The sequence below is a fragment of the Actinoplanes aureus genome (genome assembly GCF_015704865.1).
In the GTDB taxonomy this organism is placed as follows: domain Bacteria; phylum Actinomycetota; class Actinomycetes; order Mycobacteriales; family Micromonosporaceae; genus Actinoplanes; species Actinoplanes aureus.
This window is the reverse complement of the sequence record NZ_JADQTO010000014.1, coordinates 107,019-133,031: the sequence shown is the minus strand read 5'-3', so window position 1 is coordinate 133,031 and position 26,013 is coordinate 107,019. Positions and strand designations below refer to the sequence as shown.

The window sequence follows — 26,013 nt, the reverse complement described above, 5'->3', positions numbered from 1 at the left end:
TCAGACCGGGGTCTTGAGCCACCGGAGGATCTCGCCGGTCACCACGTCCGGCGCCTCCTGGTGCAGGAAGTGTCCGGCGTCCGGGATCAGGCGCCACTCGTAGGGTGCGGTCACATACCGCCCTGAGCCCTGGGCGGTGCGGGGCAGCACCGCCGTGTCCCGGGCGCCGTGCAGCTGGAGTGTCGGCACGCTGGATGGCCGCTGCATCAACTTGACGAACCGGTAGCCCTGGAGCCGCAACGCACTCCGTGCCACCCACCGGTATGCCTCAAGCGCGCAGAACGCCGCCTGCGGGATCTGCATGGCCTCCCGGCAGCGTGCCGAGTACTCACCGAACTCCGGGGTGATCGCCCACTGCGGGCTGCTCCACTGGGTCATCAACTCGCCGACCAGCGCCGCGTCGTCGCGGGTCAGCACATGTTCGAAACGTGGAACCTGGAAACGCAGGACGGTGGCGGAAGCCGTGAACTGGCCCCGCGGATCGGCGAAGAGAGCGGCTCGCAGCCGCAGCGGATGTGCCGCACCGAGCACCACCAGCCGGTTGACCAGCTTGGGGTGGAAGGACGCGGCCGCCCATCCGATCATCCCGCCCGCTCCGGCGCCGACCACGGTCGCGGACCGCTCACCGAGTGCGCGGATCAGACCGGTGACGTCGGCGGCCATCGTGTAGCCGTCGTACCCCCGGGGTGGTTTGTCGCTGGCGCCGTATCCGCGCAGGTCGATGGCCGCCGCGCGGAAGCCCGCGTCCGCGACGCGGGTCATGATGTCGTGCCAGGCCCACCAGAATTCCGGGAAGCCGTGCAGGAAGAGCACGAGCGGGCCGGTCCCCACCTCCGCGACGTGGAACCGGCTGCCGTTGGCGCCGACGAACCGGTGGCTCCAGGGCCCCTCCGTCAGCACAACCGACTCGTCCACCAGACCGCCCATGCCGTCAGCCTAAGCGCCGTTGTCACCGTCGATGCCAGGCAGTGGCGAAGAAGAACCCTGCCGTGATCATTTGATTCGCTCGACTTCGAGCATCGTCATGAGCGCCCCGGGACCGCAGTAGATCCGCAGCATCGATGGCTCGAGCTTCACCTTGACCCGTTCGCCCTTGGTCAGCTCGGTGCCGCCGGTGGAGTACAGGGCGTACCGGGTGCCGTCGTCGGCGATCAGGCCGTAGCAGGGACCGGTGCCGCCTCGGGTGACCATGCCGGCGACCCAGCCCGTCGTCGGCAGGTTGTCGGTGGGTTCCCTGGGCGGCTTCGCCGTCTTGGTGATCGTGGGAAGCGCTGTGGGGTCCGTTGACCGGGCCGGTGACGGCCCAGCGGACGGCGGCACAGCGGAAGGCGGGACCGCGGACGGTGAGACGGCAGAAGGGGACGGAGTCGCTGACGACGGTGCGGCGGCCGTACTCGCTGGGCCTCCGTTCTCCGCGCACCCGGCCAGGATGGCTCCGGCGACCATGGCCAGGCCGATCCGGAACGTTGCGTGATCGCGCATCTTTACATCCTTCCCGCGGAAGCGCCCCGTATAGGACTACACGCGGCTTTGATCGGTTCCGCAAAGGGGGCGGCGCCCGGGGAGCGAACTCCCCGGGCGCCGCGGAAACGTCGGCTCAGTAGACGGCGACGTTCATCGAGGTGCCGACCTGAGTCAGGACGGCGATCTTGACGCCGAGCGCCGGCAGCTTGACGCCGTGGTTCGGCAGCTCCTCGTAGAAGTACTTGTCCTTGTCGTTGAAGATCGGGTCACCGAGCTGCGGCTTGATGACCGACTCCGCGCCGTTCAGGTGCAGCTTCATCCCGTCGGTCGGGTAGAGGCTGAACGGAGCGTCGTAGACCTGGACACGGGACCGCCACGGAACCCCGGTGGGGTTCATCAGCGGCTTCGGGTGCGCGTCGATGTAGAGGTTGAGCCCCTCGCCCGGGTGCACGTTGGTGTTGTTGTCCGCCTGGGAAGTGTCCCAGTAGGAGATCAGCAGGCCGGTCTGGTAGTTGTAGTGCTCCACCCAGTCCGGCTTGGTGTCCGCCCAGCCGAAGTTGTACGGGCCGGTCGCCAGGTACTTGTCGTACGAGGTGTAGCTCCGGTAGCCGGCGATGTAGTAGTGCTTGAAGCTGTCGGTAGCCGTGGCGGCGACGATGCTGAACCCGTCGAGGGTCCAGGTGGAGGTGCTCTCGGCGCCGTCGACCTCGGCCACGCCGTCGGCCGTGACGGTCAGCTCGTCACCGAAGAAGCCACCCTCGGAGACGCCGCCGTCGGTCACGTAGTACAGACGGAGGTCGATTTTCTTGCCCGCGTACGCGTCCAGCGGGACCGCGATGTCGACCCAGGCGTTGTCGCTGGTGCCGCTGATCGCCGGGCTACCGCTGCCGTCCTTCACGAACGGTGCACCGGCCACGGTGCCGTCGAGCTTGGTCCAGGTCGCTCCGCCGTCGGTCGACGCCTCGAAGTAGAGATAGTCGTACTCGGCCTCGATCGCGTACCGGCCCTTGAGCGTCAAACTCGCCGTGGACTTGCCGGTGAGGTCGACCGTCTTGGAGAGCGAGTTCTTCAGGTTGTCGGCGTTGCCGGAGAAGAACTGCTTCGCTCCGGCGGCCGGCTGGCCCAGGTCCCGGGTGACTTTCTTGTCCGGAAGGTTGACCACCAGAGCCTGCTTCTTCTCGGTGTTGTATTCCTCCGGGCCGAGCTTGACGATCTTCTTCTTGCCCGCGTCCACCGACTCGTAGTCGAGCCAGCCGAGCTGGAGCTTGTTCCAGGCACCGAGGTCACCCGGGCGGGTGCCGATGCCCTGGTCGCCCTTGGCGCCGAGGCGGCTCTGCGCCATCAGCGTCCAGTACTCGCTGTTGTTGTCGCCCAGACCACTGGTGTCGTAGTCATCCGGCAGGCCGAGGTCGTGCGCGTACTCGTGCACGAAAACGCTGAGGCCGCCGTTCTCCGGCTGGACGGTGTAGTCACCGATCCAGATGCCGGTGTTGCCGATCTGGGTGCCGCCGAGCAGGTTGCCGGCCGGGCCGGTGCGGCCCTGGTCGGTCACGTACGCGTACCAGCGGTGGCTCCAGATCGCGTCCTCACCCTGCCACGGGTCACCGTCGGCCTGGTCACCGCCGGAGTGGACGATCTGGAAGTGGTCGATGTAGCCGTCCGATTCGTTGAAGTTGCCGTCGCCGTCGAAGTCGTACCGGTCGTGCTGGTCGAACGACTTCATGTCCGCCGCGATCTCGGCGTCGGTCTTGCCGGCGGCCTGCTGGTCCGCGACCCACTGGGTGGCGGCGTCGCGCACGAGTGCCCAGACGTTCTGGCAGTTGCTGCTGGCGCAGACGGCCGGGTCGTCCCCGTTGGCGTCTGCCGGGTTGTCGTTGGACCGCCCGTAGCGGCCCTCGTTGTACTTGACCTTGACCCAGTCGGTGACCTTGCCGTCGACGCTGTAGCGACCGGACGATTGAGTCTCGAAGTAGGTCTTGACCGACTCGACGTTCTTGCCGGTGCCGAAGTACAGCTTCTGGTAGTACTCCTGCGAGTAGTCCTTCTGCCAGATGGTGGAGTTGTCGACCGTGCGGTCTGGCTCCGGGATGGCGTTGTGCAGAGGACCGTCGAACGTCGCGGGGCCCGCAAACTGCGGCGTCGTGTCCTTGTCCGGGAAGTCCGGGTGACGCTCGTTGCCGAACTCGGTCAGGATTACGAAGATCCGGTCGGTCTGCTTGCGTTCGAGCTCGACGTACTGGTTCTTGCCGGGATGGCCGAAGCCGCCGTTTCCGTACGTCCGGCCCAGGTTGACCACCTTGCTGCCGTTGCGGGTCTCAACCTTGGCGTCCCCGCTGACCACCTCGGAGACCGCCTGCTCGCGCAGAGCGCGGCGCTTGTCCTCGAGAGGGTGCGGCAGGTCATCGGCCGGGCGCGAGTCCTCGGCCTCTGTTGCTGGAGTCCGGCCTGACGGTGGCGCTGCCACAGCCACGGACGGAGCCATGGCTCCGACGCTCGTGACCATCGCGGCGCCAAGCAGTCCCACGACCACCTTGCGCACTACGTTTACCTCCGTTTACGCGGCCGGTCGCTGGGTGTAGCGGACCGGCGTCAAACGGCCCCGGGGTTCGGGACTGTAGGTGAACGTATGCAAACCAACTGATGCGTGCGAGATGGCGACGAGATTGATGACCAACAGTTATGTGTTATGGCAAGGTCATAACATCGCGTGCCCCGGGAAAGCCGAAAGGCTGGCGGCGCAAGCGCGCCACCAGCCTTTATGGACAGCGGTCGGTCAGTCTTCGGACTTGCCCGACTGCATCCCGGAGGAGATCAGGTCCATCACGGCCGAGTCCTGCAGCGTCGTCACGTCGCCCAGCGATCGGTTCTCCGCGACGTCCCGCAGCAGCCGCCGCATGATCTTGCCGGAGCGGGTCTTGGGCAGCTCGGGGACGAGCATGATCTGACGCGGCTTGGCGATCGGCCCGAGCGTCTTGGCGACGTGGTTGCGCAGGTCCTTGATGAGCTCTTCGCCCGCATCGCCTGAAGTGTCCACATTGCCGCGCGGGATGGTGAACGCGACGATCGCCTGCCCGGTGGTCGGGTCGGTGGCGCCGACCACGGCCGCCTCGGCCACCGACGGGTGCGACACCAGTGCCGACTCCACCTCGGTGGTGGAGATGTTGTGACCGGAGACCAGCATGACGTCGTCGACCCGGCCGAGCAGCCAGAGCGAGCCGTCCTCGTCCTTCTTCGCGCCGTCGCCGGCGAAATAGATCCACTCGTCGGAGGACGAGGAGTCGGAGCCGGCTCCGAACCGCGACCAGTACGTGTCCAGGAACCGCTGGTCGTCGCCCCAGATGGTGCGCAGCATCGACGGCCACGGCTCACGCAGCACCAGGAAACCACCGCCGCCGTCCGGTACCGACTGCGCCTGGTCGTCGACCACGTCGGCGCTGATGCCCGGCAGCGGGGTCATCGCCGAGCCGGGCTTGGCCGAGGTCACGCCGGGCAGCGGCGAGATCATGATCGCGCCGGTCTCGGTCTGCCACCAGGTGTCCACGATCGGGGCGCGCTCGCGGCCGACGTGCTCCCGGTACCACATCCAGGCCTCGGGGTTGATCGGCTCACCGACGCTGCCCAGGACGCGCAGCGACGACAGGTCGTACTTGGCGGGGATGTCGTCGCCCCACTTCATCATGGTGCGGATCAGTGTCGGGGCGGTGTAGAGGATCGACACCTTGTACTTGTCGACGATCTGCCAGAACCGGCCGCGGTCCGGGGTGTCCGGCGTGCCCTCGTACATCACCTGGGTGGCGCCGTTGGAGAGCGGGCCGTAGACGATGTAGGAGTGGCCGGTCACCCAGCCGATGTCCGCGGTGCACCAGTAGACGTCGGTCTCCGGCTTGAGGTCGAAGACCGCGTGGTGGGTGTAGGAGGTCTGGGTCAGGTAGCCGCCGGTGGTGTGCAGGATGCCCTTCGGCTTACCGGTCGTGCCCGAGGTGTAGAGGATGAACAGCGGGTGCTCGGAGTCGAACGGCTGCGCGACATGCGAAGCGTCGGCCTGCTCGACCGTCTCGTGCCACCACTTGTCCTTGTCGGTCCAGGCGACGTCCTGGCCGGTGCGGCGGACCACCAGCACGTGCTCGATGCTGCCGGTGCGCGCCACGGCCTCGTCCACGGTCGGCTTGAGCGCCGACGGCTTGCCCCGTCGGTACCCACCGTCCGCGGTGATCACGACCTTGGCCGCGGCGTCCTCGATCCGGGTGGCCAGCGCGTCCACCGAGAAACCGCCGAACACGACGCTGTGCGTCGCACCGATCCGGGCGCAGGCGAGCATCGCTACCGCGGCTTCCGGGATCATCGGCAGGTAGATCATCACGCGGTCGCCTGCGGCGACCCCGAGCTCGGTTAGCGTGTTGGCGGCCTGGCTGACCGATTTCAACAATTCGGCGTACGTGACAGCGCGGGTGTCCCCGGGCTCACCCTCCCAGTGGATCGCCACCTTGTCGCCGAGTCCCGCCTCGACGTGGCGGTCCACGCAGTTGTACGCGATGTTCAGCTCGCCGCCGACGAACCATTTCGCGAACGGCGGGTTGGACCAGTCCAGTACCTGGTTCCACGGCTTCGCCCAGGTCAGTCGCTCGGCCTGGCGAGCCCAGAAGGCGAGCCGGTCGGACGCGGCCTCCTCGTACGCCTCGGCCTTGACGTTGGCGTTCGCCGCCAGGTCTGCGGGCGGCGGGAACTGCCGCGTCTCGGAGTACAGATTCTCCAGTGTCTCGCTCATGAGGGCGGCTCCTCTGCCTGACCGGGGTCTTTTCGTTGCACACTAGTTCTGCCGGGGGATCCGGCGAAGGTCTGTGTGGCGGTGCGCGCCCGATGGTGCCGTACGCGCGCCGACTGGCGAGACGATGATCGCTCTTGCGCGAATCTTGCCAGTTCCAAGCTCGTTTGTGCACCCCGTGTTGCAGGTCTTTTACCAGCTACCGTGTTCACGTGGATCCACTCGCCCCGTTGCTCGACCTCGCTGACGTCGCGCCCGCCTTCGCCGAAGCCCGTGATTCCGTCGACGCCGCGATGCGGCATCGATCCCTGCGCCGGCACGGCGGTCAGGTCGCGGCGGAGGCCAGCCTCCGGGCCGCGGTCGCGAGCGCCGCGCTGGAGGGCAGCAGCTACGACCTTGATGAGGTACGCGGCGGAACCGTCACCGATCCGGTCGTCCAAGGCGCCCTGCGGGTCGCCGAATCGCTCGGCGGGCTGGTCGACCTCTGGCCCCGGGCTCCCCGCCAGGTCCTCGCGAAACTGCATGTCCTCGCCGCCCGAGGCGTCGTCCACGATCACGATCTGGGCCGCCTCACCTCCGGCGCCGAGCGGATCGACGCACTCGCCGGCCTGGTGGCGGGCAACGAGGAGACCCCGCCGCTGCTGCTCGCCGCGATCGTGCACGCCGAACTGCTCACCCTGCGGCCCTTCGCCGGGCCGGCCGGTGTGGTGGCCCGGGCAGCAGCACGCCTCACCCTGATCGGGCGCGGCTTCGACCCCCGCGGTCTGGTCACCGCCGAAGTGGGTCATCTCAACCGCGAGCCCGAGTACGTGGGCTCGGCCGGCGCCTATGCCACCGGTACGCCGGACGGAGTGCGATCGTGGCTGCGCCACTACGCGGCGGCGATCACGGCCGGGGCCGAGGAGATTGTGGTAATCGGGGACGGTGTCCTGGCGACCGTCTGAACGGCGGCATACTTCTCTGCGTGGGAGAGAACTGGATCCGCCCGTACCCGCCCGGGACCGGCCGCTGGCTGGTGATCGGCTGGGAAGCAGCCGCGCTGGCGTTCCTGACCTGGGCGACGGTCCAGCATTTCGACCTGATCGGACACGGGGTCCGGGCGGTCGCCGGGCTGGTGGCGGCGCTCTGGGTGATCGGAACGTGGCGAATCCTTCAGCACGGTGTCTACGTCAGTGCCGACGGCGTGCTGATCCGCGGGCTGATGCGCTCACGGGTCCTGCGGTGGCGGGAGATCGCCGGGGTGCACCTGCACCGCGCCACCCATCGCGTCGGTCCCTGGAAGATCGAGAGCGGGATGACGGTTCTGATCGAGCGGCACGACGGTGCCACGGTCAACACCGAGCTCTGGGCCCAGGGAGTGGACTTCCACTCCCGGCCGAAGCTCTTCCGTGCCGTGTACCAGGAGATCCGCAATCGACACCTGGCCTCGGCACGGTAGCCCGGGAACGATAAGAGCCGGCGTCCCTGGAGGGGCGCCGGCTGTGCGCGTCCAGACCGGGTTATCAAGCGTGCACCTGGGTCGTTGTCGACGGTCCAGCCACCCAGATATCGGGCAGAGGTCCCGCCGCAACGTGCCTGCCGTGGCTGATCGCGCGTGGGTTCCCGGTGGCCGTGCACGGTGCCCGATTAACTCGGGCCCGCGAGTCATTTCTACGCCGCTTCGTACATGATCGCCAGGTATCAGCCCGGCAAACCTGGCGTACCCCTATTACTCAGACCAATGCCATTCATGCTGCTCACTGAGCCCGTGCTGTTTCCCGGCGGCCGCGTTTCGGCCGGGAGCGGGCGGTGGGCCGCGTGGCCGTGGCGGGACGGCGTGGTGGGTTTTGGGGACGGTCGATCACGCGTACCGAGAAGGGTTTTTATGCCACTGCGGCGCGCGTGCGGCGGTGGCGGCCGTAGATGGCGAAGCCGATGGCGACGCCGACGCCCACGCCGAGCGCGGCAGCGGCGACCGGCACCGCCGGGCGGTCGCGGAGGCGCCTGCCCAGAGGTACGGGGTTGCGGAACTCCAGGACCGGCCAGGAACGCTCGAGGGCCACTCGGCGCAGCGCGCGGTCCGGGTTGACGGTGCTCGGGTGACCCACCGCTTCCAGTAGGGGCAGATCGCTGCTCGAGTCCGAGTAGGCGTAGCACTCGGTGAGGTCGTAGCCGCGGGCGACGGCGAGTTCCCGGACGCCGACCACCTTGGCCGGGCCGGCCGCGTAGAACTCGACCTCGCCGCTGTAGCGGCCGTCGACGATGGCCATCCGGGTGGCGATGATGTCGGTGATGCCGAGAAGTGCGCCGATCGGCCGGACCATCTCGTCGCCGGAGGCGGAGACCAGCACGACGTCGCGGCCGGCGGCCTGGTGCTCGGCGATGAGCGCGGCGGCCTCGGCGTAGACATACGGATTAATCAGGTCGTTGAGCGTCTCGGCGACGATCTGCTGGACCTGCTCCACCCGCCAGCCCTTGCAGAGGGCGGCCAGATAGTCACGGGTGCGCGCCATGGCCTGCTCGTCGGTGCCGCCGCCGAGCCGGAACATCAGTTGGGCATAGGCGGACTTGACGACGTCACGCCGGCTGATCAGGCCGTCACGGTAGAACGGCCGTCCGAAAGCCAGGGCGCTGGATTTCGCGATGACGGTCTTATCGAGGTCGAAAAAGGCGGCGCTGAGGCCCACGGGCCGAAAGTGTAGCCGCAAGACGCTAGTGCCCGTCGCCCCGCTCGTGCGACGCGCGCGGTGGTGACGCGCTGTGAAAACGGTCAGACGGGCAGGGAGCGTGGCATCCGGCGACATTCGGTACTCGACGCCGGACCTGATTCTGAGGCAGACTTGTGTTTGCTGGCGGGAAGAGTGTTGTTACCGTCGCGTCTGGTGAACTTCTGATGAACCGCTGGCCCTCGGTGATCGCGCCCCCCGCGATTGCCGAGTTGATTCGGCTCGACCCCCCCGGAGCCGAATCCCAGGACGACCCCCGTCTCCCCCGACGGGGGTCGTTCCCTTAGGAGCCGGTGGCCTGGGCGGACTCGGCGTCGAGGGATGTCTCCGCCGGCTCGGTCAGGCCGAAGAAATCGGCGAGCCCGGTCACCGTCAGCACCCGCCGGAACGTCTCACTCGGATTGACGACCACGAAGTCGATGTCGCGGTCCGTCGCGGCCCGATAGCCCTCGATCAGCGCGCCCAGCCCGGTCGAGTCGATGAACGAGGCGTCGCGCAGATCCACCAGGACGATCGTCGGGGACCAGTCCATGACGGCATCGCGGATCCCCAGGGCCACCTCGTCCGCATTCGAGAAATCGATCTCGCCCAGCACGGTGACGGTGACCGCGCCGTCGTCGCCGAGCGTGGTCCGGATCGATTCATCCATGCCAACTCCATCGGTCCGTGTCGGCGTCAACGATACCCAACCGGGTCCGTACCAATCGTTGCGCCTAGCAGATCAACCCGTCCGGCGAAGGCCTGTCCACAGGCACCGACGATATCCACAGCGGAGCGGATGAACCGTTGCTGGGACCCGTCCGGCCCGGCGACGGTGGGCGCCTCAAACCGCCGCGTCCCGCTGGAGGCCAGTGATGCCCGCCCCACGCCGTCCCCTGGTCGTGACCGCCGACCCGGACCTGCTCGACGATCTGCTCCGGCTCGCCGCAGCGGGCGGCGCCGAGATCGACGTGGCGTCCGACCCGTCGGCCGCCCGGGCCCGCTACTCGGGCGCGCCGCTCGTCCTGATCGGCGCCGACCAGACCGCGGCCTGCCTGCGTGCCCGCCTGCCACGCCGGCCCCGGGTCATCGTGGTCGGCCGGGACGAGGCCGTCGCGAGCGCCTGGGACATCTCCCAGTTGCTCGGAGCCGAGCACGTCGCGGTCCTGCCGACGGCCGAGCCATGGGTGGTGGACCAGTTCACCGGACGACCGGCCGCGGCCGCCACCGCACGCACGATCGCGGTGATCGGCGGGCGCGGCGGGGCCGGCGCCAGCATTCTTTCGGCTGGGCTCGCGACCACGGCGGTACGTGCGGGACACCGCACCCTGCTCGTCGACGCGGACCCACTCGGCGGCGGGCTGGATTTGGCGCTCGGCTGGGAAGAGGTGGACGGGCTGCGCTGGCGTGCGCTCGCCGGAGCCGACGGCCGGGTGGACCCGCCGACCCTGATCAGCTCCCTTCCCCGGCGCGGTGACCTGGTGCTGCTCTCCTTCGACCGGGAGGAACTGCTCGGCATACCGGCGGAGGCGATGGCGGCGACGCTTGACGCTGCCCGGCGCGGCCGGGACGTGATCGTCGCCGACCTGCCGCGCCAGCTCGACGACGCGGCGGTGCTGACCCTCCAGGCGGCCGACCGGACCCTGCTGGTCGTGCCGGCCGAGCTGCGGGCCGCCGCGTCGGCGGTGCGGATCGCGGCGACGGTGGCGCCGCACTGCGACAACCTCGCCGTCGTCGTGCGCGGACCGGCGCCGGGACGGCTCCGGGCCCGGGAGATCGCGCAGGCGCTGGGCCTTCCGCTGGCCGGGACGCTGCGACCGGAGCCGGCGATGTGCCAGGCGATGGAACGGGGCACGGCGCCGACAACGGACGGCAAGGGCCCACTCGCCGAACTCTGCCTGCGGCTGATCGAGGACCTGATGCGTACGGCCGGCTCGCAGGCGGCGGCATGAGCGCCGAACCGGTGGTGGATCGAGTGCGGCGGCAGTTCGCGTACGAGGGGACCGAGGCGACGCCGGCCGCCGTGGTCAGTGCGGTTCGCCGGGAGCGCGGAGTGCTCGGCGACACGGCCGTGCTGCGCCTCGCCGACCAGATCCGCGACCAGCTGATCGGCGCGGGCCCGCTGGCGCCGCTGCTCGCTGATCCGGAGGTCACCGACGTCCTGGTCAACAACCTGCAGGTCTGGGTGGATCGCGGCGCCGGCCTGCAACGCGCGGCCGTCCGCTTCAACGACCCGGATGAGGTACGCCGACTCGCGCAACGCCTCGTGGCGGCCTGCGGACGGCGACTCGACGACGGGCAGCCGTACGCGGACGCGCGGCTCCCCGACGGCACCCGGCTGCACGCGGTGCTGCCGCCGGTCGCGACCGAGGGGCCGTACCTGTCGTTGCGGACCTTCCGGCAGCGGCCGTTCAGCCTGGACGACCTGGTGTCCCACGGGACGGTCGACCCGGACGCCGCCGCGGTGCTGTCCGGGGTGGTGGCGGCGCGGCTGGCGTACCTGGTGACCGGCGGCACCGGCAGCGGCAAGACCACGCTGCTGTCGACCCTGCTGGGTCTGGTCCCGCCGAGCGAGCGGATCGTGCTGGTCGAGGACGCCGCGGAACTTCGGCCGGTGCATCCGCACGTGGTGGCGTTGCAGGCGCGTACCGCCAATGTGGAGGGTGCCGGTGCGATCGGTTTGACCGACCTGGTCCGGCAGGCGCTGCGGATGCGCCCGGACCGGCTGGTGATCGGGGAGTGCCGGGGCGCCGAGATCGTGGACCTTCTCGGCGCGCTCAACACCGGGCACGACGGTGGCGCCGGGACTCTGCACGCCAATGCGCCGGGTGACGTACCGGCTCGGCTGGAGGCGCTGGGCATGCTCGGCGGGCTGCCGCGAGCCGCCCTGCACGCCCAGGTGCTGGCGGCCCTCCAGGTGGTGCTTCAGGTACGGCGTACGGCTCAGGGCCGGCTCTTGGAGTCGATCAGCGTGTTGACGCCGTCGGGGGAGGAGCGGCTCGCCACGGTCGTACCGGCGTGGCAGCGGGGTGACGGTGCCGGGCCCGGGGCCGGTGTACTGGCTCGGTTGCTCGTAGAGCGGGGTGTTCCGGTGCCGGCTCTTCTCCGTGCCGTTCCGGCTGCGGGGTGGGCGGCATGATCTGGGCTTTGGCAGCGGCGCTGTTGGCTGGTGCTTTGGTGGTCGCCTGGCCGGCCGGCTCGGCCCGGGACCGACTGCCGGGGCGGAGGCGGGCCTCGGGCCGCATCGGGGTCGACTATGTGCGGCTCCGGCGGATCGGGGCGGAGCTCGTGCCCAGATCACCTCGGCGAGCGGCGCTGGGCATGTCGGCGCTGGCCGCCGGAGTGGCGCTGTTGGCCGGCGGGCCGGTGGCCGCGCTGGTCGCGGCCGTCTACGCCGGTCTGGGCGCCCGTGAGCTGGCCCGCCGGGCCGGTCGGAAGCGCGTCGCGGCCGGACGTGCGGCGGCTCTCGATGGGCTCAGTTCTCTGGTCGCGGAGTTGCGAGCCGGGGCACCGCCCGCTGTGGTGGCGGGCGGGGTCGAGGGCGCTCCGATCGGCTCCGAACTCGACGGGGACGAGCGGATCGGGAGTCTTGCGGGGGCGGTGTGGCGCCTTGCCGAGCAGACCGGGGCGCCGGCCGCTGACCTTTTGGAGCGGATCGAGGCCGACGCTCGTACCGGTGATCGGGCGGCCAAGGCGGCCCTGGCGCAGGCGGCCGGGGCCCAGGCGACGGCGTTGTTGCTGGCGGCGTTGCCGGTGGGCGGGATCGGGCTCGGTTACGCGATCGGTGCGGACCCGCTTCACGTGCTGTTGCGTACGCCGGTGGGCGCGGGATGCGCGGTGGTCGCGGTGGCGCTGCAATGCGGCGGGCTGCGGTGGGCGCAGCAGCTCACGGATGGGCTGGGCCGATGAATCGGGCCGAGCCGTCCGCTGTCTCGTGCGGGGCGGCCGAGCTGTTGCGGCGGGGCGGGCCGGTCCGGGTTCCGTTGCGGGAGTGCTGCGCTGCGGCGCTGATCGGCGTGACCGCGGTGACCGCCGGGTGCCGGGCGCTGAACGGGACCGCCGTCTTGCCACCTGCTCGCGCCGGCCGGGACGGGCCGGTCGACCCCGTGCCCGGCCGAGTGGGGGTGCGTCAGTGACAGCCCTTGTCGTCACCGCCTGCACTGCCGTGGCCGCCGCCCTGCTCGCGATGCCCCTCGCGGGTCGCAAGCCGGCCGGACGCCGGCTGTCCCGCGTCCGGCCCAAGCCGAGTGCGACACCGGCCGGGACGACTGATCGCCGGACTCGGCTACTCCTCGCGGCGTTTGCCGGGCTGACTGTCGCCGGGTTCGTCGGGACGTGGTGGGGCATCCCGATGGGTCTGGGCGCGGGGCTCGGCGCCGAGCGCTTCCTGCGGCGTCGGGAACCGGCCGAGGTCCGGCGTGAGCGCCTGCGCGCGCTGGCCGACCTGCCGCTCGCCGCGGATCTGCTGGCGGCGGCGTTACGTGCGGGCGCGCCGGTGGACCGTGCGGCGGCCGCGGTGGCGGATGCCATGGGTGGCCCGCTTGGCGCTCGGCTCCAGCGCATCGCTCGTTCACTGCGGCTCGGTGCGGGCCCGGCCGAGGCCTGGGCCCATCTCTCCGACGTGACCGGCGCCGAGCGGCTCGTCGCGGCGGCGGTCCGCTCGAGCGCCAGCGGCGGTGCGCTTGCCGGGGCTCTCGAACGTCTCGCCGCCGACCTGCGCTCGGATCGCGCGGTCGCGGCCGAGGCCGCCGCCCAGCGGGCCGGGGTCCTGATCGTCCTGCCACTCGGGCTGTGCTTCCTGCCGGCCTTCCTGCTCGCCGGCCTGGTGCCGGTGCTGGTCGCCGTACTCGGCGACGTCCTGTGAATCCGTGGTGCGGCTTCGAGCCGCACCACCTGGTGCGGCGCGCCAGGCGCCACATCGCCGACCGGTGGTGCGGTCCTCGCCGGTGCTGCGCCGCTAACCCTGTGGTGCGGTTCCGCGCGGGATGCCGGCGCTGCGCCACCGAATTCGTGGTGCGGTTCCGCAATGCCGCCGCATCGCTGCCCGAGGTGTGGCGTGACGGGCGCGCCGCACCGCCCAACTGAGGAGGTCCACGTGTACAAACTCATCGCCAACTTCCGGCGACTGCGAGCGGAAGCGGCCGACGCCGGAATGAGTACCGCTGAGTACGCCGTCGGCACGCTCGCCGCGGTCGCCTTCGCCGGTGTCCTGCTCAAGGTCATTTCGAGTAGCACAGTGCAGTCGGCACTCACCGGGATCATCGGCCGGGCGCTGAAGTGAGCGGGCGCCGGTGGCCCGGCCGGGACCGGGGCGCCTTCACCGCCGAGCTCGCGGCCGGGCTGCCGGCGCTCATGCTGTTGCTGTTCGCCGGGATCGCGGCGGTGTCAGCCGTGATGCACCAGGCGCAATGTCTGGACGCCGCACGGGAGGCCGCACTGGCCGCGGCTCGTGGTGAGACATCGCGATCGGCGGCCGAGACCGCGCCGGACGGTGCGGACATCCAGGTCTCCGAAGGCGCGGACAGCGTGACCGCGGTGGTCTCGGCCGGCGTAAGCATGTTCGGCGGGCGCCTGCCGGGCATCACCGTGCGAGCTACGGCCGTCGCGGCGCGCGAACCCGAGGCGGTCCCGCTGTGACGCCGCCCCGGTGGGCCGGCGCAGGACCGTCTCCGCCTCAGCCGTCTCCGCCTCAGCCGTCTCCGCCTCAGCCGTCTCCGCCTCAGCCGAGGTGGCGAGAGCCTGATCGGGGTGCCGCGTCGATCTTCGTGCTGGGGGTGGGGCTGTTCCTGGTGGCGGCCGGAATGGCCGGCGCGGCGGTTGGGTCCGCCCGGGTGGCACGGCACGAGGCGAGCAACGCGGCCGACCTCGGCGCGCTGGCCGGAGCTCAGCGGGTGCTCGAGGGCGAGGGGGTGGCCTGTGCCGAGGCGGCCCGGTACGCGTCCGCGAACGGCGCCCGAATGTCCGCCTGCACGGTGTCGGGCCTGGAGATTGTGATTCGCGTCGAGGTGGCGGTAAGCCCGTGGCCGGGCATCTCCGGTGTGGCCGCGGCAGCGGCACGGGCCGGCCCGATATCGGCGAGCTGAGGCCGGTCGATCATCGGCCGGCCGCGGCGAGAACGGCGTCCGGAGTCGTCCTGGCGGTCAGCCCGGCGGGCCGGCGGGAACGGTGTCCCATAGCTGTCACTGGCCAGTCCGGCGGGAACGATGTCTGTAGCCCTGTGGCGAGTCAGTCGGCGCGGGCAGCGTAGAACCGCGTCCGAGCTGCCTGGCCAGGTCAGGCCGGTGGGAGGGCGGCGAGCACTGTATCCAGGACCTTCACCGCGTCCGGCTTGTTAAGGGGGTTGTTGCCGTTTCCGCATTTGGGTGACTGCACGCAGGACGGGCACCCGACCTCGCAGACGCATGACGCGATCGCCTCGCGGGTGGCTCGCAGCCACTCGGCGGCGGTTCCGTACGCCCGCTCCGCGAACCCCGCCCCGCCGGGATGGCCGTCGTAGACGAAGACGGTGGGCGCCTCGGTGTCCGCGTGGTTGGCCGTGGAGAGACCGCCGATATCCCACCGGTCGCAGGTGGCGATCAGCGGGAGGAGGCCGATTCCGGCGTGCTCGGCGGCGTGCAGGGCACCCGGGAAGTCGGCGGGCTCCACGCCGGCGGCTACCAGGGACTCCGGCGACACGGTGAACCAGACGGCCATTGTGCGGAGCTCGCGTACCGGCAGGTCCAGCGGCCGGGTGTCGATGATCTCGCCGCTGCCGATGCGCCGCCGCTGGTACGAGACGACCTGGTTGGTCACGTCCACCTCGCCGAAGAAGAGGCCGACCGGGCCGGCGTCCACGTACGAGCGGACGCCGACCACTGAGAGGTTTGTCACATCCCGGGCGTGAGTGGTCCAGTCCGGCTCCTCCTGGTGGACCAAGGCGACCGCGTCGTCGAGATCCAGGTCGTCCACCACGTAGGAGACGCCCTGATGCAGGTAGACCGCACCCGCGTGCAGCATCACATGCGACGAACCGGGGTCCACCGTGCCTAGCAGCCGGCCCGTGGACGACTCGACCACCGCGACCGGTGTGCCGCCGGTGCCGCGCAGGTCCACCTCGGGCCGGCCCCGGTGGGTCCAGTACCAGCCGGATGGGCGTTGCCGCAGCACACCCTCGGCGGTCAGGGCCCGGGCCGCCGCGGCCGCCCCCTCGCCGCCGAACAGGTCGAGGTCGGCGTGGGTGAGCGGTGCCTCCGAGGCGGCACAGCAGAGTTGCGGGCCCAGGACGTACGGGTTCGACGGGTCCAGCACCGTCGCCTCGACCGGACGGCCGAATACCGCCTCTGGGTGGTGCACCAGGTAGGTGTCCAGCGGATCGTCCCGGGCGATCAGGACCGCGAGCGCCTCACCGCCGGCTCGTCCGGCCCGCCCCGCCTGCTGCCAGAGCGACGCCCGGGTGCCCGGATAACCGCAGATCAGTACGGCGTCCAGGCCGACCAGGTCGACGCCGAGTTCGAGCGCGTTGGTGGACGCCAGGGCGAGCAGTTCGCCGGAGAGCAGGGCCTGTTCGATCGCCCGCCGATCCTCCCGCAGGTAGCCCGCCCGATACGCGGCGACCCGGTCGCCGAGCCCGGGAACCGCCTCGTCGAGGGCCCGCCGGGTCATGGCGGCGACCACCTCGGCACCTCGCCGGGACCGCACGAAGGCGAGCGTCCGGGTGCCGACCGCGACCGCGTCGGCGAGCAGGTCGGCAGTCTCCCGCAGCGCCGACCGCCGGATCGGCGGCATCTCCACATCGACGAGCGCCTCCGAGAACGACGGCGCGGGCAGGGACGAGTGCGAGGCCGCGGATGGAGACGCGGGCGCAGGTAGGGACGAGTGCGAGGCCGCCGATGGAGACGTGGGCGCAGGCGGCCATGAATGCGGGGCCGCGGATCTGGAGGCCGGCGCGGGCACGGAAGCTGAGCCGGCCTGCGCAGGCAGGGACACGGTTGAGGCCGGCAGCAACGGCGGCTCCCACAGGGCGAACGTCACAGCACCACGCGGCGAAGCATCCTCGGTCACCGCCACCACTGGCAGCCCGATCAAGCGGGATGCCGTCCCGGCCGGATCACCCGAGGTCGCGGAGGCGAGGACGAACGTCGGCGAGCTGCCGTACCGGGTCGCGGATCGGCGCAGCCGCCGCAGGACGTGGGCCACGTGCGAGCCGAACACGCCGCGGTACGTGTGGCATTCGTCGACCACCACGTACGCGAGTCTCCGGAAGAAGGCCGCCCATCGGGCGTGACCGGGCAGCATGGCGTGATGCAGCATGTCGGGGTTGGTCAGCACGAACCGCGCGTGCTGCCGGATCCACTCGCGTTCCTCGCGCGGGGTGTCACCGTCGTACGTCGACGGGCGCACACCATCCATCCCAAGCCGGACAATTCCCCGCAACTGGTCAGCCGCGAGTGCCTTGGTGGGTGACAGATACAGCACCGTCGCCTTAGGGTCCGTGGCGAGCGCATTGAGCGCGGGCAGCTGGTACCCGAGGGACTTCCCCGAGGCGGTGCCGGTGGCCAGCACGACGTGCGTGCCCTCCCAGGCGAGGGTGGCGGCGGCCGCCTGATGTTCCCACGGCGCGGCGATCCCCTGTGCGATGAAGGCGTCACGCACCGTGGGGTCGGTCCACGTGGGCCATGGCGTCGCGCGCCCGGCCCGGGCTGGCACCCGCTCGATGTGTGTGATCGGGGACACCGCCGCCGCGGACTCTCGGGCCCGCAGCCGATGCAACAGCTCAGCAGGACCGAAGGCGGTGAACGTCACGCATTGCACTCTGACACCGGTATGCCCCGAACCTCAAACGGGTAGGACGGTGGGTGCCACGCGTCGCGCCGTTCCCGTCGGTGGTTAGATTTCGCGGGGGAGATCTAGGGAGGAGGACCGATGGAGCTGTCGCTGGCGACCCGTACCGTCGCCGAGCACACCGTGCTCGAGGTCGGTGGCGAGGTGGACGTCTACACCGCCCCCAGGCTGCGTGAGCGTCTCATCGAGCTGGTGGATGCCGGCGCCCGTGACGTCGTCGTCGATCTGGAGCGGGTCGAGTTCCTCGACTCGACCGGTCTCGGTGTGCTCGTCGGCGCCCTCAAACGGCTGCGGACCGCGCAGGGGACGTTCGGTCTCGTGTGTGCCAAGGAGCCGTTGCTCAAGATTTTCCGGATCACCGCGTTGGACCAGGTTTTTCCGATCTTTCCGACGGTTGAAGCGGCCACCGAACGCGACGGCAGCGGTCCAGCTTCGTGATGGCGACTGTTCGGCTCTCCTTCTCGCCGGCGCCGGTGCACGTGCGCACCGCCCGGCTCGTCGGCGTAGCGGTCGCCAGACGTGCGGGGGTCGCCGAGGAGTTGCTCGACGAGGTGCGGCTCGCGATCGGTGAGGCGTGCACCCGGGCGGTCACCCTGCACCGGCAGTACGGCCTCGCCGACCTGGTCACCGTCGAGATGTCCGACTCGGACTCGTACACCGTCCGGGTCATCGACCACGCCCCGATCGAGGCGAGCGTGGGTCTGGCGAAACTGCCTCCGGACGAACTCGCCGACGAGTCGCTGACCGACGACGCGCTGACCACAGGCGTCGGTTTCGCCCTGCTCGCCGGTTTCGTCGACGACCTCCAGGTGCGCCCGGTCGAGGACGGCCCAGGCACCGAGGTCCGCATGATCTGGCCAGTAGCGCGCCGCTGAAAAAGCCGGCCGGCTAGAAAGCTAGCCGGCTAGAAGGCCCGCCGGCCGAAAAGCTAGCCGGCTAGAAGGCCCGCCGGCCGAAAAGCCCGCCGGCCGAAAAACGCGTCCCGGATCAACGACAAGCGCGCCCCGGATGAACCGACACCCCCGAAAGCGGGAACCCTCGCGGCCAATCCCGCCGAGATCAACGATCACCCAGCAAGCTGGACCCCGCACGCCCGCCGACCTGCGGCGAGAGATCAACCGCGCCCTATACCCGTTCGCGGTGGCGCTAACACAGCGGTGAACATCACCGCGACACGGCCGGGGCCACGTGTGACGACCGCCACGTGGGGCCTATACAGTACGCGAGTTGTCAGCTACTGCTGGTCCCGCGTCCGCGGGTCTGGTCGGTCATTCCCCGGCTCCCCGGGGAGGCGCCCGGCAGGTTTCGTCAGCCGGCCGGGTGCGTTCGGTGTACAGGAGGACATTGATGTCCGGGACCTCGATAGACCTCGCCGCCGAGGGCGGCGGAGCGTCCCTCAGCGGATCAAACGTCACTTTCGTCATCGTCGCGTTGGTGTTCGCCCTGGTGGCGCTCGGCTTCGCTGCGATGTTCGTGCAATCCGTGCTGCGTACCGCGCGCGGCACACCGAAGATGCAGGAGATCGCGGGCGCCGTGCAGGAGGGCGCCTCGGCATACCTGATCCGCCAGTTCAGAACACTGGCGATCTTCGTGGTGATCGCGGTCGTCCTGCTGTTCCTGTTGCCGGTGCACGCGACTGAGAACGAAACCTTGGTGAAGATCGGCCGGTCGGCCTTCTTCATCGTGGGCGCCCTGTTCAGCTCGTTCATCGGTGGGGCCGGCATGGCGCTGGCGACCCGCGCGAACCTGCGGGTGGCCGCGGCGGCCGGTGAGTCCGGTGGCCGGGAGAAGGCGATGGGCATCGCCTTCCGTACCGGTGGTGTGGTCGGCTTCCTCACCGTCGGCCTCGGCCTCTTCGGTGGCGCGCTGGTCGTGCTGATCTTCAACAGTGACGCGCCCACCGTGCTCGAGGGCTTCGGCTTCGGCGCCGCGCTGCTCGCCATGTTCATGCGGGTCGGCGGCGGCATCTTCACCAAGGCCGCGGACGTCGGCGCCGACCTGGTCGGCAAGGTCGAGCAGGGCATCCCGGAGGACGACCCGCGTAACGCCGCCACCATCGCGGACAACGTGGGCGACAACGTCGGTGACTGTGCCGGTATGGCGGCCGACCTCTTCGAGTCGTACGCGGTCACCCTGGTCGCCGCACTGATCCTCGGCTCCGCGGCGTTCGGCCAGGACGGCCTGATCTTCCCGCTGATCGTCTCCACGATCGGTGTGGTCATCGCGATCATCGGTGTCTTCATCACTCGTCTGCGGGCGAGTGACCGCAACGGCCTCACCGCGATCAACCGGGCCTTCTACATCTCGGCCGCGATCTCGGCAATCGCCGTCACCGTGGTCAGCTTCCTCTACCTGCCGGACAACTTCGCCGAGTTCGGCGACACCGGCATCGCCGAGGACATCCTGGCCAGTGGCCAGAACCCGCAGTTGGTGGCGATCGGCGCGGTCGTGATCGGCATCGTGCTGGCCGCCGCCATCCAGGCGCTGACCGGCTACTTCACCGAGACCAACCGGCGCCCGGTGCAGGACATCGGCAAGTCGTCGCAGACCGGCGCGGCCACCGTGATCCTGGCCGGCATCAGCGTCGGCCTGGAGTCGGCGGTCTACTCGGCGCTGCTGCTCGGCGCCGGTGTCTTCGGCGCCTTCCTGCTCGGTGGCTCGTCGCTGACGCTGTCGCTGTTCGCGGTGGCGCTGGCCGGCACCGGTCTGTTGACCACGGTGGGCGTCATCGTGGCGATGGACACCTTCGGCCCGATCTCGGACAACGCGCAGGGCATCGCCGAGATGTCCGGCGACGTCGACGAGCGCGGGGCGCAGATCCTCACCGAGCTGGACGCGGTCGGCAACACCACGAAGGCGATCACCAAGGGCATCGCGATCGCCACCGCGGTCCTCGCCGCGACGGCGCTGTTCGGCTCGTACACCAACAGCCTGGCCAGCTCGATGGCCGACGCGGGTGTGCGGGACGTCGGGGCCGAGATCCTGGACCAGCTGAACATCTCGAACCCGCGCGCCCTGGTCGGTCTGCTGATCGGTGCGGCCGTGGTGTTCCTCTTCTCCGGTCTGGCGATCAACGCGGTCTCCCGCTCGGCGGGTGCCGTGGTGATGGAGGTCCGCCGCCAGTTCCGCGAGTTCCCGGGGATCATGGACGGCACCCAGCGTCCGGAGTACGGCCGGGTCGTCGACATCTGCACCCGGGACGCGCAGCGCGAGCTGCTCACCCCCGGTCTGCTGGCGATCCTGGCGCCGATCGCGGTGGGCTTCGGGCTGGGCCCGGGCGCCCTGGCCGCGTACCTGGCCGGTGCGATCGGTACCGGCACACTGATGGCGGTCTTCCTGTCCAACTCCGGCGGCGCGTGGGACAACGCGAAGAAGCTGGTCGAGGACGGCGCCTTCGGTGGCAAGGGCTCCGAGGCGCACGCCGCCACGGTGATCGGTGACACGGTCGGTGACCCGTTCAAGGACACCGCCGGTCCGGCGATCAACCCGCTGCTCAAGGTGATGAACTTGGTCTCGCTGCTGATCGCGCCGGCCGTCGTGACGTTGAGCTACGGCGTGGACGCCAGCGTCGGCGCGCGGGTCGGCATCGCGGTCCTTGCGGTCGCGATCGTCAGCGCCGCGGTGATCTGGAGCAAGCGCAAGCCGATCTCCATGGGTGACGACGCCGGCGCCGTCGGCACGGCGAATGCCGCGCCGGACTCCCGGGAAGAGCAGGCGTCCCGGATCAAGGACAACGTCAGCTGAGCCGTCCCGCGGCGGAGACTCGAAGAAAAGCCCATCGAAAGATCTGAAAAGGACGAAAGGGCACCCGGTTCCGGGTGCCCTTTCGCTTTGACTCGATCGAGGCGTGTGGAGTGTCGGACCGTAGTCGTACGCTGCTTCCCATGCGCGCGGTCCGACCGATCTCCCTGGCTCTCGCCCTCGTGCTCGCCGTGCCGCTGGGCGCCTGTTCCGGGCAACCCGGACCACAGGCCTGGGCGGCGCTGGTCTGCACCGCACTCAACCCGTGGCGCAGCGAGATCGACACCCTCACCAGCCGGACCCAGCAGCAGATGACCACGAAGACCACGCCCGGCCAGGCGAAAGAGAACCTGGCCCGGCTCTTCGACGGTGCCGCGACCGCGAGCGAGGAGGCCCGTCGCGACGTGGAGCGTGCCGGCGTCCCCGACGTGGACAAGGGTGACGAGATCGCGCAGGGCTTCATCGGCTCGCTCGCCGGCATCCGGGATGCCTACGGCCATGCGCGCAACGGCATCCAGGCCCTCGCCACCAGCCCGGCCAAGGCGTTCTACGCCGAGGTGAGCAAGGTGGTCGAGCGCCTCACCGCGGAATATGAGGAGAGCAGCCTCGACACCAAGACACTGGAGTCGATCGAGCTGAGACAGGCCTTCGACTCACTGCCGGAATGTCAGTGAGATGACCTGAATGTCAGTGAGATGACCGAGACCGGCTGGCCGCTGATACCGCGCGAGGTGCTTCCTCCTCCGGTCCCGGTGGCGAAAAGGCATCCTCAGCGTGGCGCGGCGAGCCGGGAGGCGGGCCGCCAGCTGTCGATGTTCGGCGCCGAGACCACCGAGCCCTCGCCGGCCGATCTGGCCGGCTTGCTCGCCGGCCCCGGCCGGCTCGGCCGGATGGGCGGCACAGCGCGGGTCACGGTTCGCGTCGATGCCGCCTGGCGGGTGCATGTCCTGGTCGGCGAGCTGGTCGCGCGCGGCCTTGCAGCCGGTTGGGCTCCGGTGACGGAAAACCCCGATGGGGTACGGGAGGACGAGCCCTCGATCCAGTCAGAGGTGATCGACGGGCCGAAACACCCGAAGAGCGACGAACCGGGCGCCACGGAGCCGCCCGTCGAGCCCGATGCGGCGAAAGTCACGGAACCCGAAGCCGAGGCCGATCCGGAGCCACCCCGGCAGATCTTCGAAGTGCGTACGGCGTACTCCCAGCGGTTGAATGGCCTGGCCCGTGCCTGGCCGGCGGCCGCCGCTCAGCTCTTCCTGAGCGGACCCCGGCTGCGTCTCTGGGTGGCCGCCGCGGGCGATCCCCGGCCCGGCGGTTACGCACTCGGCCTGGATCTCGGAAAAGACCGGCTTCCGGTGGAAGCGGCGCTGGTCCGGGCCGGTCTGGCCGGCCGCGTGTCGGATGACGGACGGTTCTATCTGATCTCCGGCCGCCGGCGTCTGCGCCGGCTCGCCGAGCTGGTCGGAGAGCGCCCACCTGCGGCGCCGGAGGAATCATGGCCCGGCGGCGCAGCTGCGTGATCTTCCTTGATTGTGTCCGACATAACAACGTCTTCCCGGTGTACGGTGTCGCGGTCGGACGCATGCGGTGGCCGGGCCGTTACCATCCGACTGCGGGGTTCCCGGGGAATGTGGGCTCGTCCGGCGCGTTACGTTGAACGTCTGTGCTCTGCCGGGCAAGACGGAGAGCGCCGAGGATCGCAACGAAATTGGGAGTGCCGTGCCGAGTGACGCCAGGACGACCCGTCTGGTCATCGTCGAGTCTCCGTCGAAGGCCAAGACGATCGCCGGTTATCTGGGCCCCGACTATCTCGTCGAGGCTTCCATCGGCCATGTCCGTGACCTGCCTCGTAACGCCGCCGACATCCCCGCGGAGTACGAGGGTGAGGCGTGGGCGAAGCTCGGCGTGAACGTCGACAACGGCTTCCAGCCCCTCTACGTGATCTCCGCGGACCGCAAGCAGCAGATCGCCAAGCTGCGGAAACTGGCCCGCGAGGTGGACGAGATCTTCCTCGCCACCGATGAGGACCGCGAGGGCGAGGCGATCGCCTGGCACCTGATCGAGACGATCAAGCCCAAGGTCCCGGTCAAGCGGATGGTCTTCCACGAGATCACCAAGCCGGCCATCCAGGCCGCCGTCTCCAACCCGCGTGACATCGACCGCGACCTGGTGGACGCCCAGGAGGCTCGCCGCATCCTGGACCGGCTGTACGGCTACGAGGTCAGCCCGGTCCTGTGGAAGAAGGTGCGCCCGAAGCTCTCGGCCGGCCGGGTGCAGTCCGTGGCGACGCGGATCGTGGTCGAGCGGGAGCGCCAGCGGATGGCGTTCCGCTCGGCGGAGTACTGGGACATCCTGGCCACGCTCGCCGTGCAGGGGCGGATCGAGGGTCCGCGGACCTTCCAGGCCACCCTGATCGCGCTGGGCGGCGACCGGATCGCCACCGGCAAGGACTTCGAGCCGACCACCGGCCAGGTCAAGTCCGGCTCGACCGTGGTGCACCTGGACGCGGACGGTGCCCGGGGCCTGGCCGCCCGGCTGGAGGGCCGGCCGTTCACCGTCACCCGGGTCGAGGAGAAGCCGTACCGGCGCCGGCCGTACGCGCCGTTCATCACCTCGACGTTGCAGCAGGAAGCGGCCCGCAAGCTGCGGTTCTCCTCCTCGCAGACGATGCGCACCGCGCAGAAGCTGTACGAGAACGGTTACATCACCTATATGCGTACCGACTCGGTGAACCTCTCCGAGACGGCCATCGCCGCCGCCCGCCGGCAGATCGCCGATCTGTACGGTGCGGCCAGCGTGCCGCCGCAGCCGCGCCGCTACACCACCAAGGCGAAGAACGCGCAGGAGGCGCACGAGGCGATCCGACCAGCCGGGGACAACTTCCGGACCCCCGGTGAGGTCGCCAAGCAGCTGAACACCGACGAGTTCAAGCTCTACGAGCTGATCTGGCGCCGCACCATCGCGTCGCAGATGACCGACGCGGTCGGCAACTCGGTGAGCATCCGGATCCGGGCCATCTCGACCGCGCAGGAGGAGGTTGACTTCGGCGCCTCCGGCAAGACCATCACCGACCCGGGCTTCCTGCGCGCCTACGTGGAATCGTCCGACGACGAGAACGCCGAGGCCGAGGACGCCGAGCGCCGCCTGCCGAACCTGGTCAAGGACCAGCCGCTGACCGCCGACGAGCTGAACGCGGTGGGTCACAACACCTCACCGCCGGCCCGCTACACCGAGGCCTCGCTGGTCAAGGCCCTGGAAGAGCTGGGCATCGGCCGGCCTTCCACGTACGAGTCGATCATGCGGACCATCCAGGATCGCGGCTACGTGGAGAAGCGGGGCCAGGCCATGGTCCCGTCGTTCCTGGCGTTCGCCGTGATCGGCCTGCTCGAGGGGCACTACCCGCGACTGGTGGACTACAACTTCACCGCCGCGATGGAGGGCCAGCTCGACGACATCGCCTCCGGCGACTACACCCAGCTGGACTTCCTGACCTCCTTCTACTTCGGCAGCGAGACCAGCGGGGCGGACGACTCGATCGCCAAGGCCGGCGGCCTGAAGAAGATGGTCACCGAGAACCTCAGCGCGATCGACGCGCGGACGGTCAACTCGATCCCGCTCTACACCGACGAGCAGGGCCGCACGGTCGTGGTCCGGGTCGGCCGGTTCGGGCCGTACCTGCAGCGGCAGTCGCCGGACACGACCGAGGAGTCGGCGGAGGACCGCGCTTCGGTGCCCGAGGGCCTGGCGCCCGACGAGCTGACACCGGAGAAGGTCGAGGAGCTCTTCCTGGCCGGTAACGGCGACAAGACCCTCGGCGACGACCCGGTCACCGGCGAGCCGGTGACCGTCAAGTCCGGCCGCTACGGGCCGTACGTGCAGAGCGGTGAGCGCAGCTCGTCGCTGTTCAAGACCCAGTCCACCCAGACGATCACGCTGGAGCAGGCGTTGCAGCTGCTCTCGCTGCCCCGGGTGGTGGGCAAGGACGCCGACGGCAACGAGATCGTCGCCCGCAACGGGCGCTACGGGCCGTACATCGCGCGCGGCACCGACTCCCGGTCGCTCGGCAGCGAGGACCAGCTGTTCACGGTGACGCTGGACGAGGCGTTGACGCTGCTGGCCGCGCCGAAGACCCGGCAGTCCCGGACCGCCAAGCCGCCGCTGCGTGAGATGGGCAACGACCCGGCCACCGAGAAGCCGCTGGTGATCAAGGACGGCCGGTTCGGTCCCTACGTGACCGACGGGGAGTTCAACGCCTCGCTGCGGCGCGACCAGACGCCGGAGGAGCTGACCCTCGAGCAGGCGTCGGAGATGCTCGCCGAGAAGCGTGCGAAGGGCCCGGCGCCGAAAAAGCGGGCGCCCGCCAAGAAGGCCGCGGCGAAGACCGCGGCGGACGGCGAGACGCCGGCCAAGAAGGCCCCGGCCAAGAAGACCGCCGCGGCCAAGAAGACCACGGCGGCCAAGCGGACGACCGCGGCCGCGAAGAAGGCGGCTCCGGCGAAGAAGGCAGCGCCGCGGAAGGCGACCTCGGCCGCCGAGTGAGAGCCG

General features: G+C 70.1%; 23 protein-coding genes. 16 read left to right on the top strand and 7 right to left on the bottom strand.

The features are described 5' to 3' along the window. From I4J89_RS27755 to acs, 4 genes are all read right to left on the bottom strand, one after another. Positions 1 to 927: an alpha/beta fold hydrolase gene (locus I4J89_RS27755; RefSeq protein WP_196417026.1), complete on the bottom strand. Its 927-nt coding sequence runs from the start codon at positions 925 to 927 to the stop codon at positions 1 to 3. Positions 928 to 993: 66 nt separating this feature from the next. Then, positions 994 to 1,482, bottom strand: coding sequence for a hypothetical protein (locus I4J89_RS27750; protein WP_196417025.1), 489 nt, complete (start codon positions 1,480 to 1,482; stop codon positions 994 to 996). A 115-nt stretch (positions 1,483 to 1,597) separates the two neighbouring features. Further along, positions 1,598 to 3,988, bottom strand: coding sequence for an immune inhibitor A domain-containing protein (locus I4J89_RS27745; protein ID WP_196417159.1), 2,391 nt, complete (start codon positions 3,986 to 3,988; stop codon positions 1,598 to 1,600). A 249-nt stretch (positions 3,989 to 4,237) separates the two neighbouring features. Then, entirely contained in the window at positions 4,238 to 6,229 is a 1,992-nt protein-coding gene (acs, locus tag I4J89_RS27740; RefSeq protein WP_196417024.1) for an acetate--CoA ligase, read from the bottom strand. Positions 6,230 to 6,438: 209 nt separating this feature from the next. On the opposite strand from acs, the gene I4J89_RS27735 reads away from it, so the two are divergent. Both I4J89_RS27735 and I4J89_RS27730 read left to right on the top strand, forming a co-directional pair. Continuing rightward, positions 6,439 to 7,170, top strand: coding sequence for a Fic family protein (locus I4J89_RS27735; RefSeq protein WP_309238506.1), 732 nt, complete (start codon positions 6,439 to 6,441; stop codon positions 7,168 to 7,170). Between the two features lie 20 nt (positions 7,171 to 7,190). Continuing rightward, entirely contained in the window at positions 7,191 to 7,664 is a 474-nt protein-coding gene (locus I4J89_RS27730) for a PH domain-containing protein (RefSeq protein ID WP_196417022.1), read from the top strand. 424 nt (positions 7,665 to 8,088) lie between these two features. On the opposite strand, the gene I4J89_RS27725 is transcribed toward I4J89_RS27730, so the two are convergent. Next, positions 8,089 to 8,892 (bottom strand): HAD family hydrolase, encoded by an 804-nt coding sequence (locus I4J89_RS27725; RefSeq protein WP_196417021.1) that lies wholly within the window; start codon positions 8,890 to 8,892, stop codon positions 8,089 to 8,091. 322 nt (positions 8,893 to 9,214) lie between these two features. Beyond that, positions 9,215 to 9,580 carry an STAS domain-containing protein gene (locus I4J89_RS27720; protein ID WP_196417020.1) on the bottom strand — a complete coding sequence of 122 codons (366 nt, stop codon included), beginning with the start codon at positions 9,578 to 9,580 and terminating at the stop codon, positions 9,215 to 9,217. A 232-nt stretch (positions 9,581 to 9,812) separates the two neighbouring features. Here I4J89_RS27720 and ssd point away from each other — a divergent pair, with 232 nt between their 5' ends. The 8 genes from ssd to I4J89_RS49890 all read left to right on the top strand — a co-directional run bounded on the left by ssd (position 9,813) and on the right by I4J89_RS49890 (position 14,993). Continuing rightward, positions 9,813 to 10,862: a septum site-determining protein Ssd gene (ssd, locus tag I4J89_RS27715; protein WP_196417158.1), complete on the top strand. Its 1,050-nt coding sequence runs from the start codon at positions 9,813 to 9,815 to the stop codon at positions 10,860 to 10,862. Beyond that, positions 10,859 to 12,049: a TadA family conjugal transfer-associated ATPase gene (locus tag I4J89_RS27710; protein ID WP_196417019.1), complete on the top strand. Its 1,191-nt coding sequence runs from the start codon at positions 10,859 to 10,861 to the stop codon at positions 12,047 to 12,049. Before ssd ends, I4J89_RS27710 begins: the two co-directional genes overlap by 4 nt. After that, positions 12,046 to 12,819 carry a type II secretion system F family protein gene (locus I4J89_RS27705; RefSeq protein WP_230859691.1) on the top strand — a complete coding sequence of 258 codons (774 nt, stop codon included), beginning with the start codon at positions 12,046 to 12,048 and terminating at the stop codon, positions 12,817 to 12,819. Before I4J89_RS27710 ends, I4J89_RS27705 begins: the two co-directional genes overlap by 4 nt. Further along, positions 12,816 to 13,046, top strand: a complete 231-nt coding sequence (locus I4J89_RS27700) for a hypothetical protein (RefSeq protein ID WP_196417018.1) — start codon at positions 12,816 to 12,818, stop codon at positions 13,044 to 13,046. Before I4J89_RS27705 ends, I4J89_RS27700 begins: the two co-directional genes overlap by 4 nt. Positions 13,047 to 13,096: 50 nt before the next feature. Then, positions 13,097 to 13,774: a type II secretion system F family protein gene (locus tag I4J89_RS27695; protein WP_196417156.1), complete on the top strand. Its 678-nt coding sequence runs from the start codon at positions 13,097 to 13,099 to the stop codon at positions 13,772 to 13,774. A 288-nt stretch (positions 13,775 to 14,062) separates the two neighbouring features. Further along, complete coding sequence (locus I4J89_RS49895; protein WP_230859732.1) at positions 14,063 to 14,191, top strand: DUF4244 domain-containing protein; 129 nt, start codon at positions 14,063 to 14,065, stop codon at positions 14,189 to 14,191. Next, the gene (locus I4J89_RS27685) at positions 14,188 to 14,547 is read left to right on the top strand and encodes a TadE family type IV pilus minor pilin (RefSeq protein ID WP_196417016.1); all 360 of its coding nucleotides are present in this window, start codon (positions 14,188 to 14,190) and stop codon (positions 14,545 to 14,547) included. The genes I4J89_RS49895 and I4J89_RS27685 overlap by 4 nt, the downstream gene beginning before the upstream one ends. After that, positions 14,544 to 14,993: an Rv3654c family TadE-like protein gene (locus I4J89_RS49890; RefSeq protein ID WP_196417015.1), complete on the top strand. Its 450-nt coding sequence runs from the start codon at positions 14,544 to 14,546 to the stop codon at positions 14,991 to 14,993. The genes I4J89_RS27685 and I4J89_RS49890 overlap by 4 nt, the downstream gene beginning before the upstream one ends. 190 nt (positions 14,994 to 15,183) lie before the next feature. On the opposite strand, the gene sftH is transcribed toward I4J89_RS49890, so the two are convergent. Then, the gene (gene sftH / locus I4J89_RS27675; protein WP_309238505.1) at positions 15,184 to 17,700 is read right to left on the bottom strand and encodes a DEAD/DEAH box helicase; all 2,517 of its coding nucleotides are present in this window, start codon (positions 17,698 to 17,700) and stop codon (positions 15,184 to 15,186) included. 111 nt (positions 17,701 to 17,811) lie between these two features. Between sftH and I4J89_RS27670 the strand changes: the two genes are divergently transcribed. From I4J89_RS27670 to topA, 6 genes are all read left to right on the top strand, one after another. Beyond that, positions 17,812 to 18,168 (top strand): STAS domain-containing protein, encoded by a 357-nt coding sequence (locus tag I4J89_RS27670; protein WP_196417014.1) that lies wholly within the window; start codon positions 17,812 to 17,814, stop codon positions 18,166 to 18,168. Beyond that, the gene (locus I4J89_RS27665) at positions 18,165 to 18,605 is read left to right on the top strand and encodes an ATP-binding protein (protein ID WP_196417013.1); all 441 of its coding nucleotides are present in this window, start codon (positions 18,165 to 18,167) and stop codon (positions 18,603 to 18,605) included. Before I4J89_RS27670 ends, I4J89_RS27665 begins: the two co-directional genes overlap by 4 nt. Before the next feature lie 472 nt (positions 18,606 to 19,077). After that, entirely contained in the window at positions 19,078 to 21,474 is a 2,397-nt protein-coding gene (locus I4J89_RS27660; protein ID WP_196417012.1) for a sodium-translocating pyrophosphatase, read from the top strand. Positions 21,475 to 21,614: 140 nt separating this feature from the next. Beyond that, positions 21,615 to 22,145 carry a hypothetical protein gene (locus tag I4J89_RS27655; RefSeq protein WP_230859689.1) on the top strand — a complete coding sequence of 177 codons (531 nt, stop codon included), beginning with the start codon at positions 21,615 to 21,617 and terminating at the stop codon, positions 22,143 to 22,145. Positions 22,146 to 22,166: 21 nt separating this feature from the next. Then, positions 22,167 to 22,988: a hypothetical protein gene (locus I4J89_RS27650; protein ID WP_196417011.1), complete on the top strand. Its 822-nt coding sequence runs from the start codon at positions 22,167 to 22,169 to the stop codon at positions 22,986 to 22,988. A gap of 199 nt (positions 22,989 to 23,187) precedes the next feature. Then, entirely contained in the window at positions 23,188 to 26,007 is a 2,820-nt protein-coding gene (topA, locus tag I4J89_RS27645; protein WP_196417010.1) for a type I DNA topoisomerase, read from the top strand. Positions 26,008 to 26,013 lie beyond the last annotated feature (6 nt).

Bases quoted from the DNA above. Each gene is read 5' to 3' on its own strand.
- I4J89_RS27755 (WP_196417026.1), bottom strand. From the start codon at position 927: ATGGGCGGTCTGGTGGACGAGTCGGTTGTGCTGACGGAGGGGCCCTGG.
- I4J89_RS27750 (WP_196417025.1), bottom strand. From the start codon at position 1,482: ATGCGCGATCACGCAACGTTCCGGATCGGCCTGGCCATGGTCGCCGGA.
- acs (WP_196417024.1), bottom strand. From the start codon at position 6,229: ATGAGCGAGACACTGGAGAATCTGTACTCCGAGACGCGGCAGTTCCCG.
- I4J89_RS27720 (WP_196417020.1), bottom strand. From the start codon at position 9,580: ATGGATGAATCGATCCGGACCACGCTCGGCGACGACGGCGCGGTCACC.
- I4J89_RS27710 (WP_196417019.1), top strand. From the start codon at position 10,859: ATGAGCGCCGAACCGGTGGTGGATCGAGTGCGGCGGCAGTTCGCGTAC.
- I4J89_RS27705 (WP_230859691.1), top strand. From the start codon at position 12,046: ATGATCTGGGCTTTGGCAGCGGCGCTGTTGGCTGGTGCTTTGGTGGTC.
- I4J89_RS27700 (WP_196417018.1), top strand. From the start codon at position 12,816: ATGAATCGGGCCGAGCCGTCCGCTGTCTCGTGCGGGGCGGCCGAGCTG.
- I4J89_RS27695 (WP_196417156.1), top strand. From the start codon at position 13,097: ATGCCCCTCGCGGGTCGCAAGCCGGCCGGACGCCGGCTGTCCCGCGTC.
- I4J89_RS49895 (WP_230859732.1), top strand. From the start codon at position 14,063: ATGAGTACCGCTGAGTACGCCGTCGGCACGCTCGCCGCGGTCGCCTTC.
- I4J89_RS27670 (WP_196417014.1), top strand. From the start codon at position 17,812: ATGGAGCTGTCGCTGGCGACCCGTACCGTCGCCGAGCACACCGTGCTC.
- I4J89_RS27660 (WP_196417012.1), top strand. From the start codon at position 19,078: ATGTCCGGGACCTCGATAGACCTCGCCGCCGAGGGCGGCGGAGCGTCC.
- I4J89_RS27655 (WP_230859689.1), top strand. From the start codon at position 21,615: ATGCGCGCGGTCCGACCGATCTCCCTGGCTCTCGCCCTCGTGCTCGCC.
- I4J89_RS27650 (WP_196417011.1), top strand. From the start codon at position 22,167: ATGACCGAGACCGGCTGGCCGCTGATACCGCGCGAGGTGCTTCCTCCT.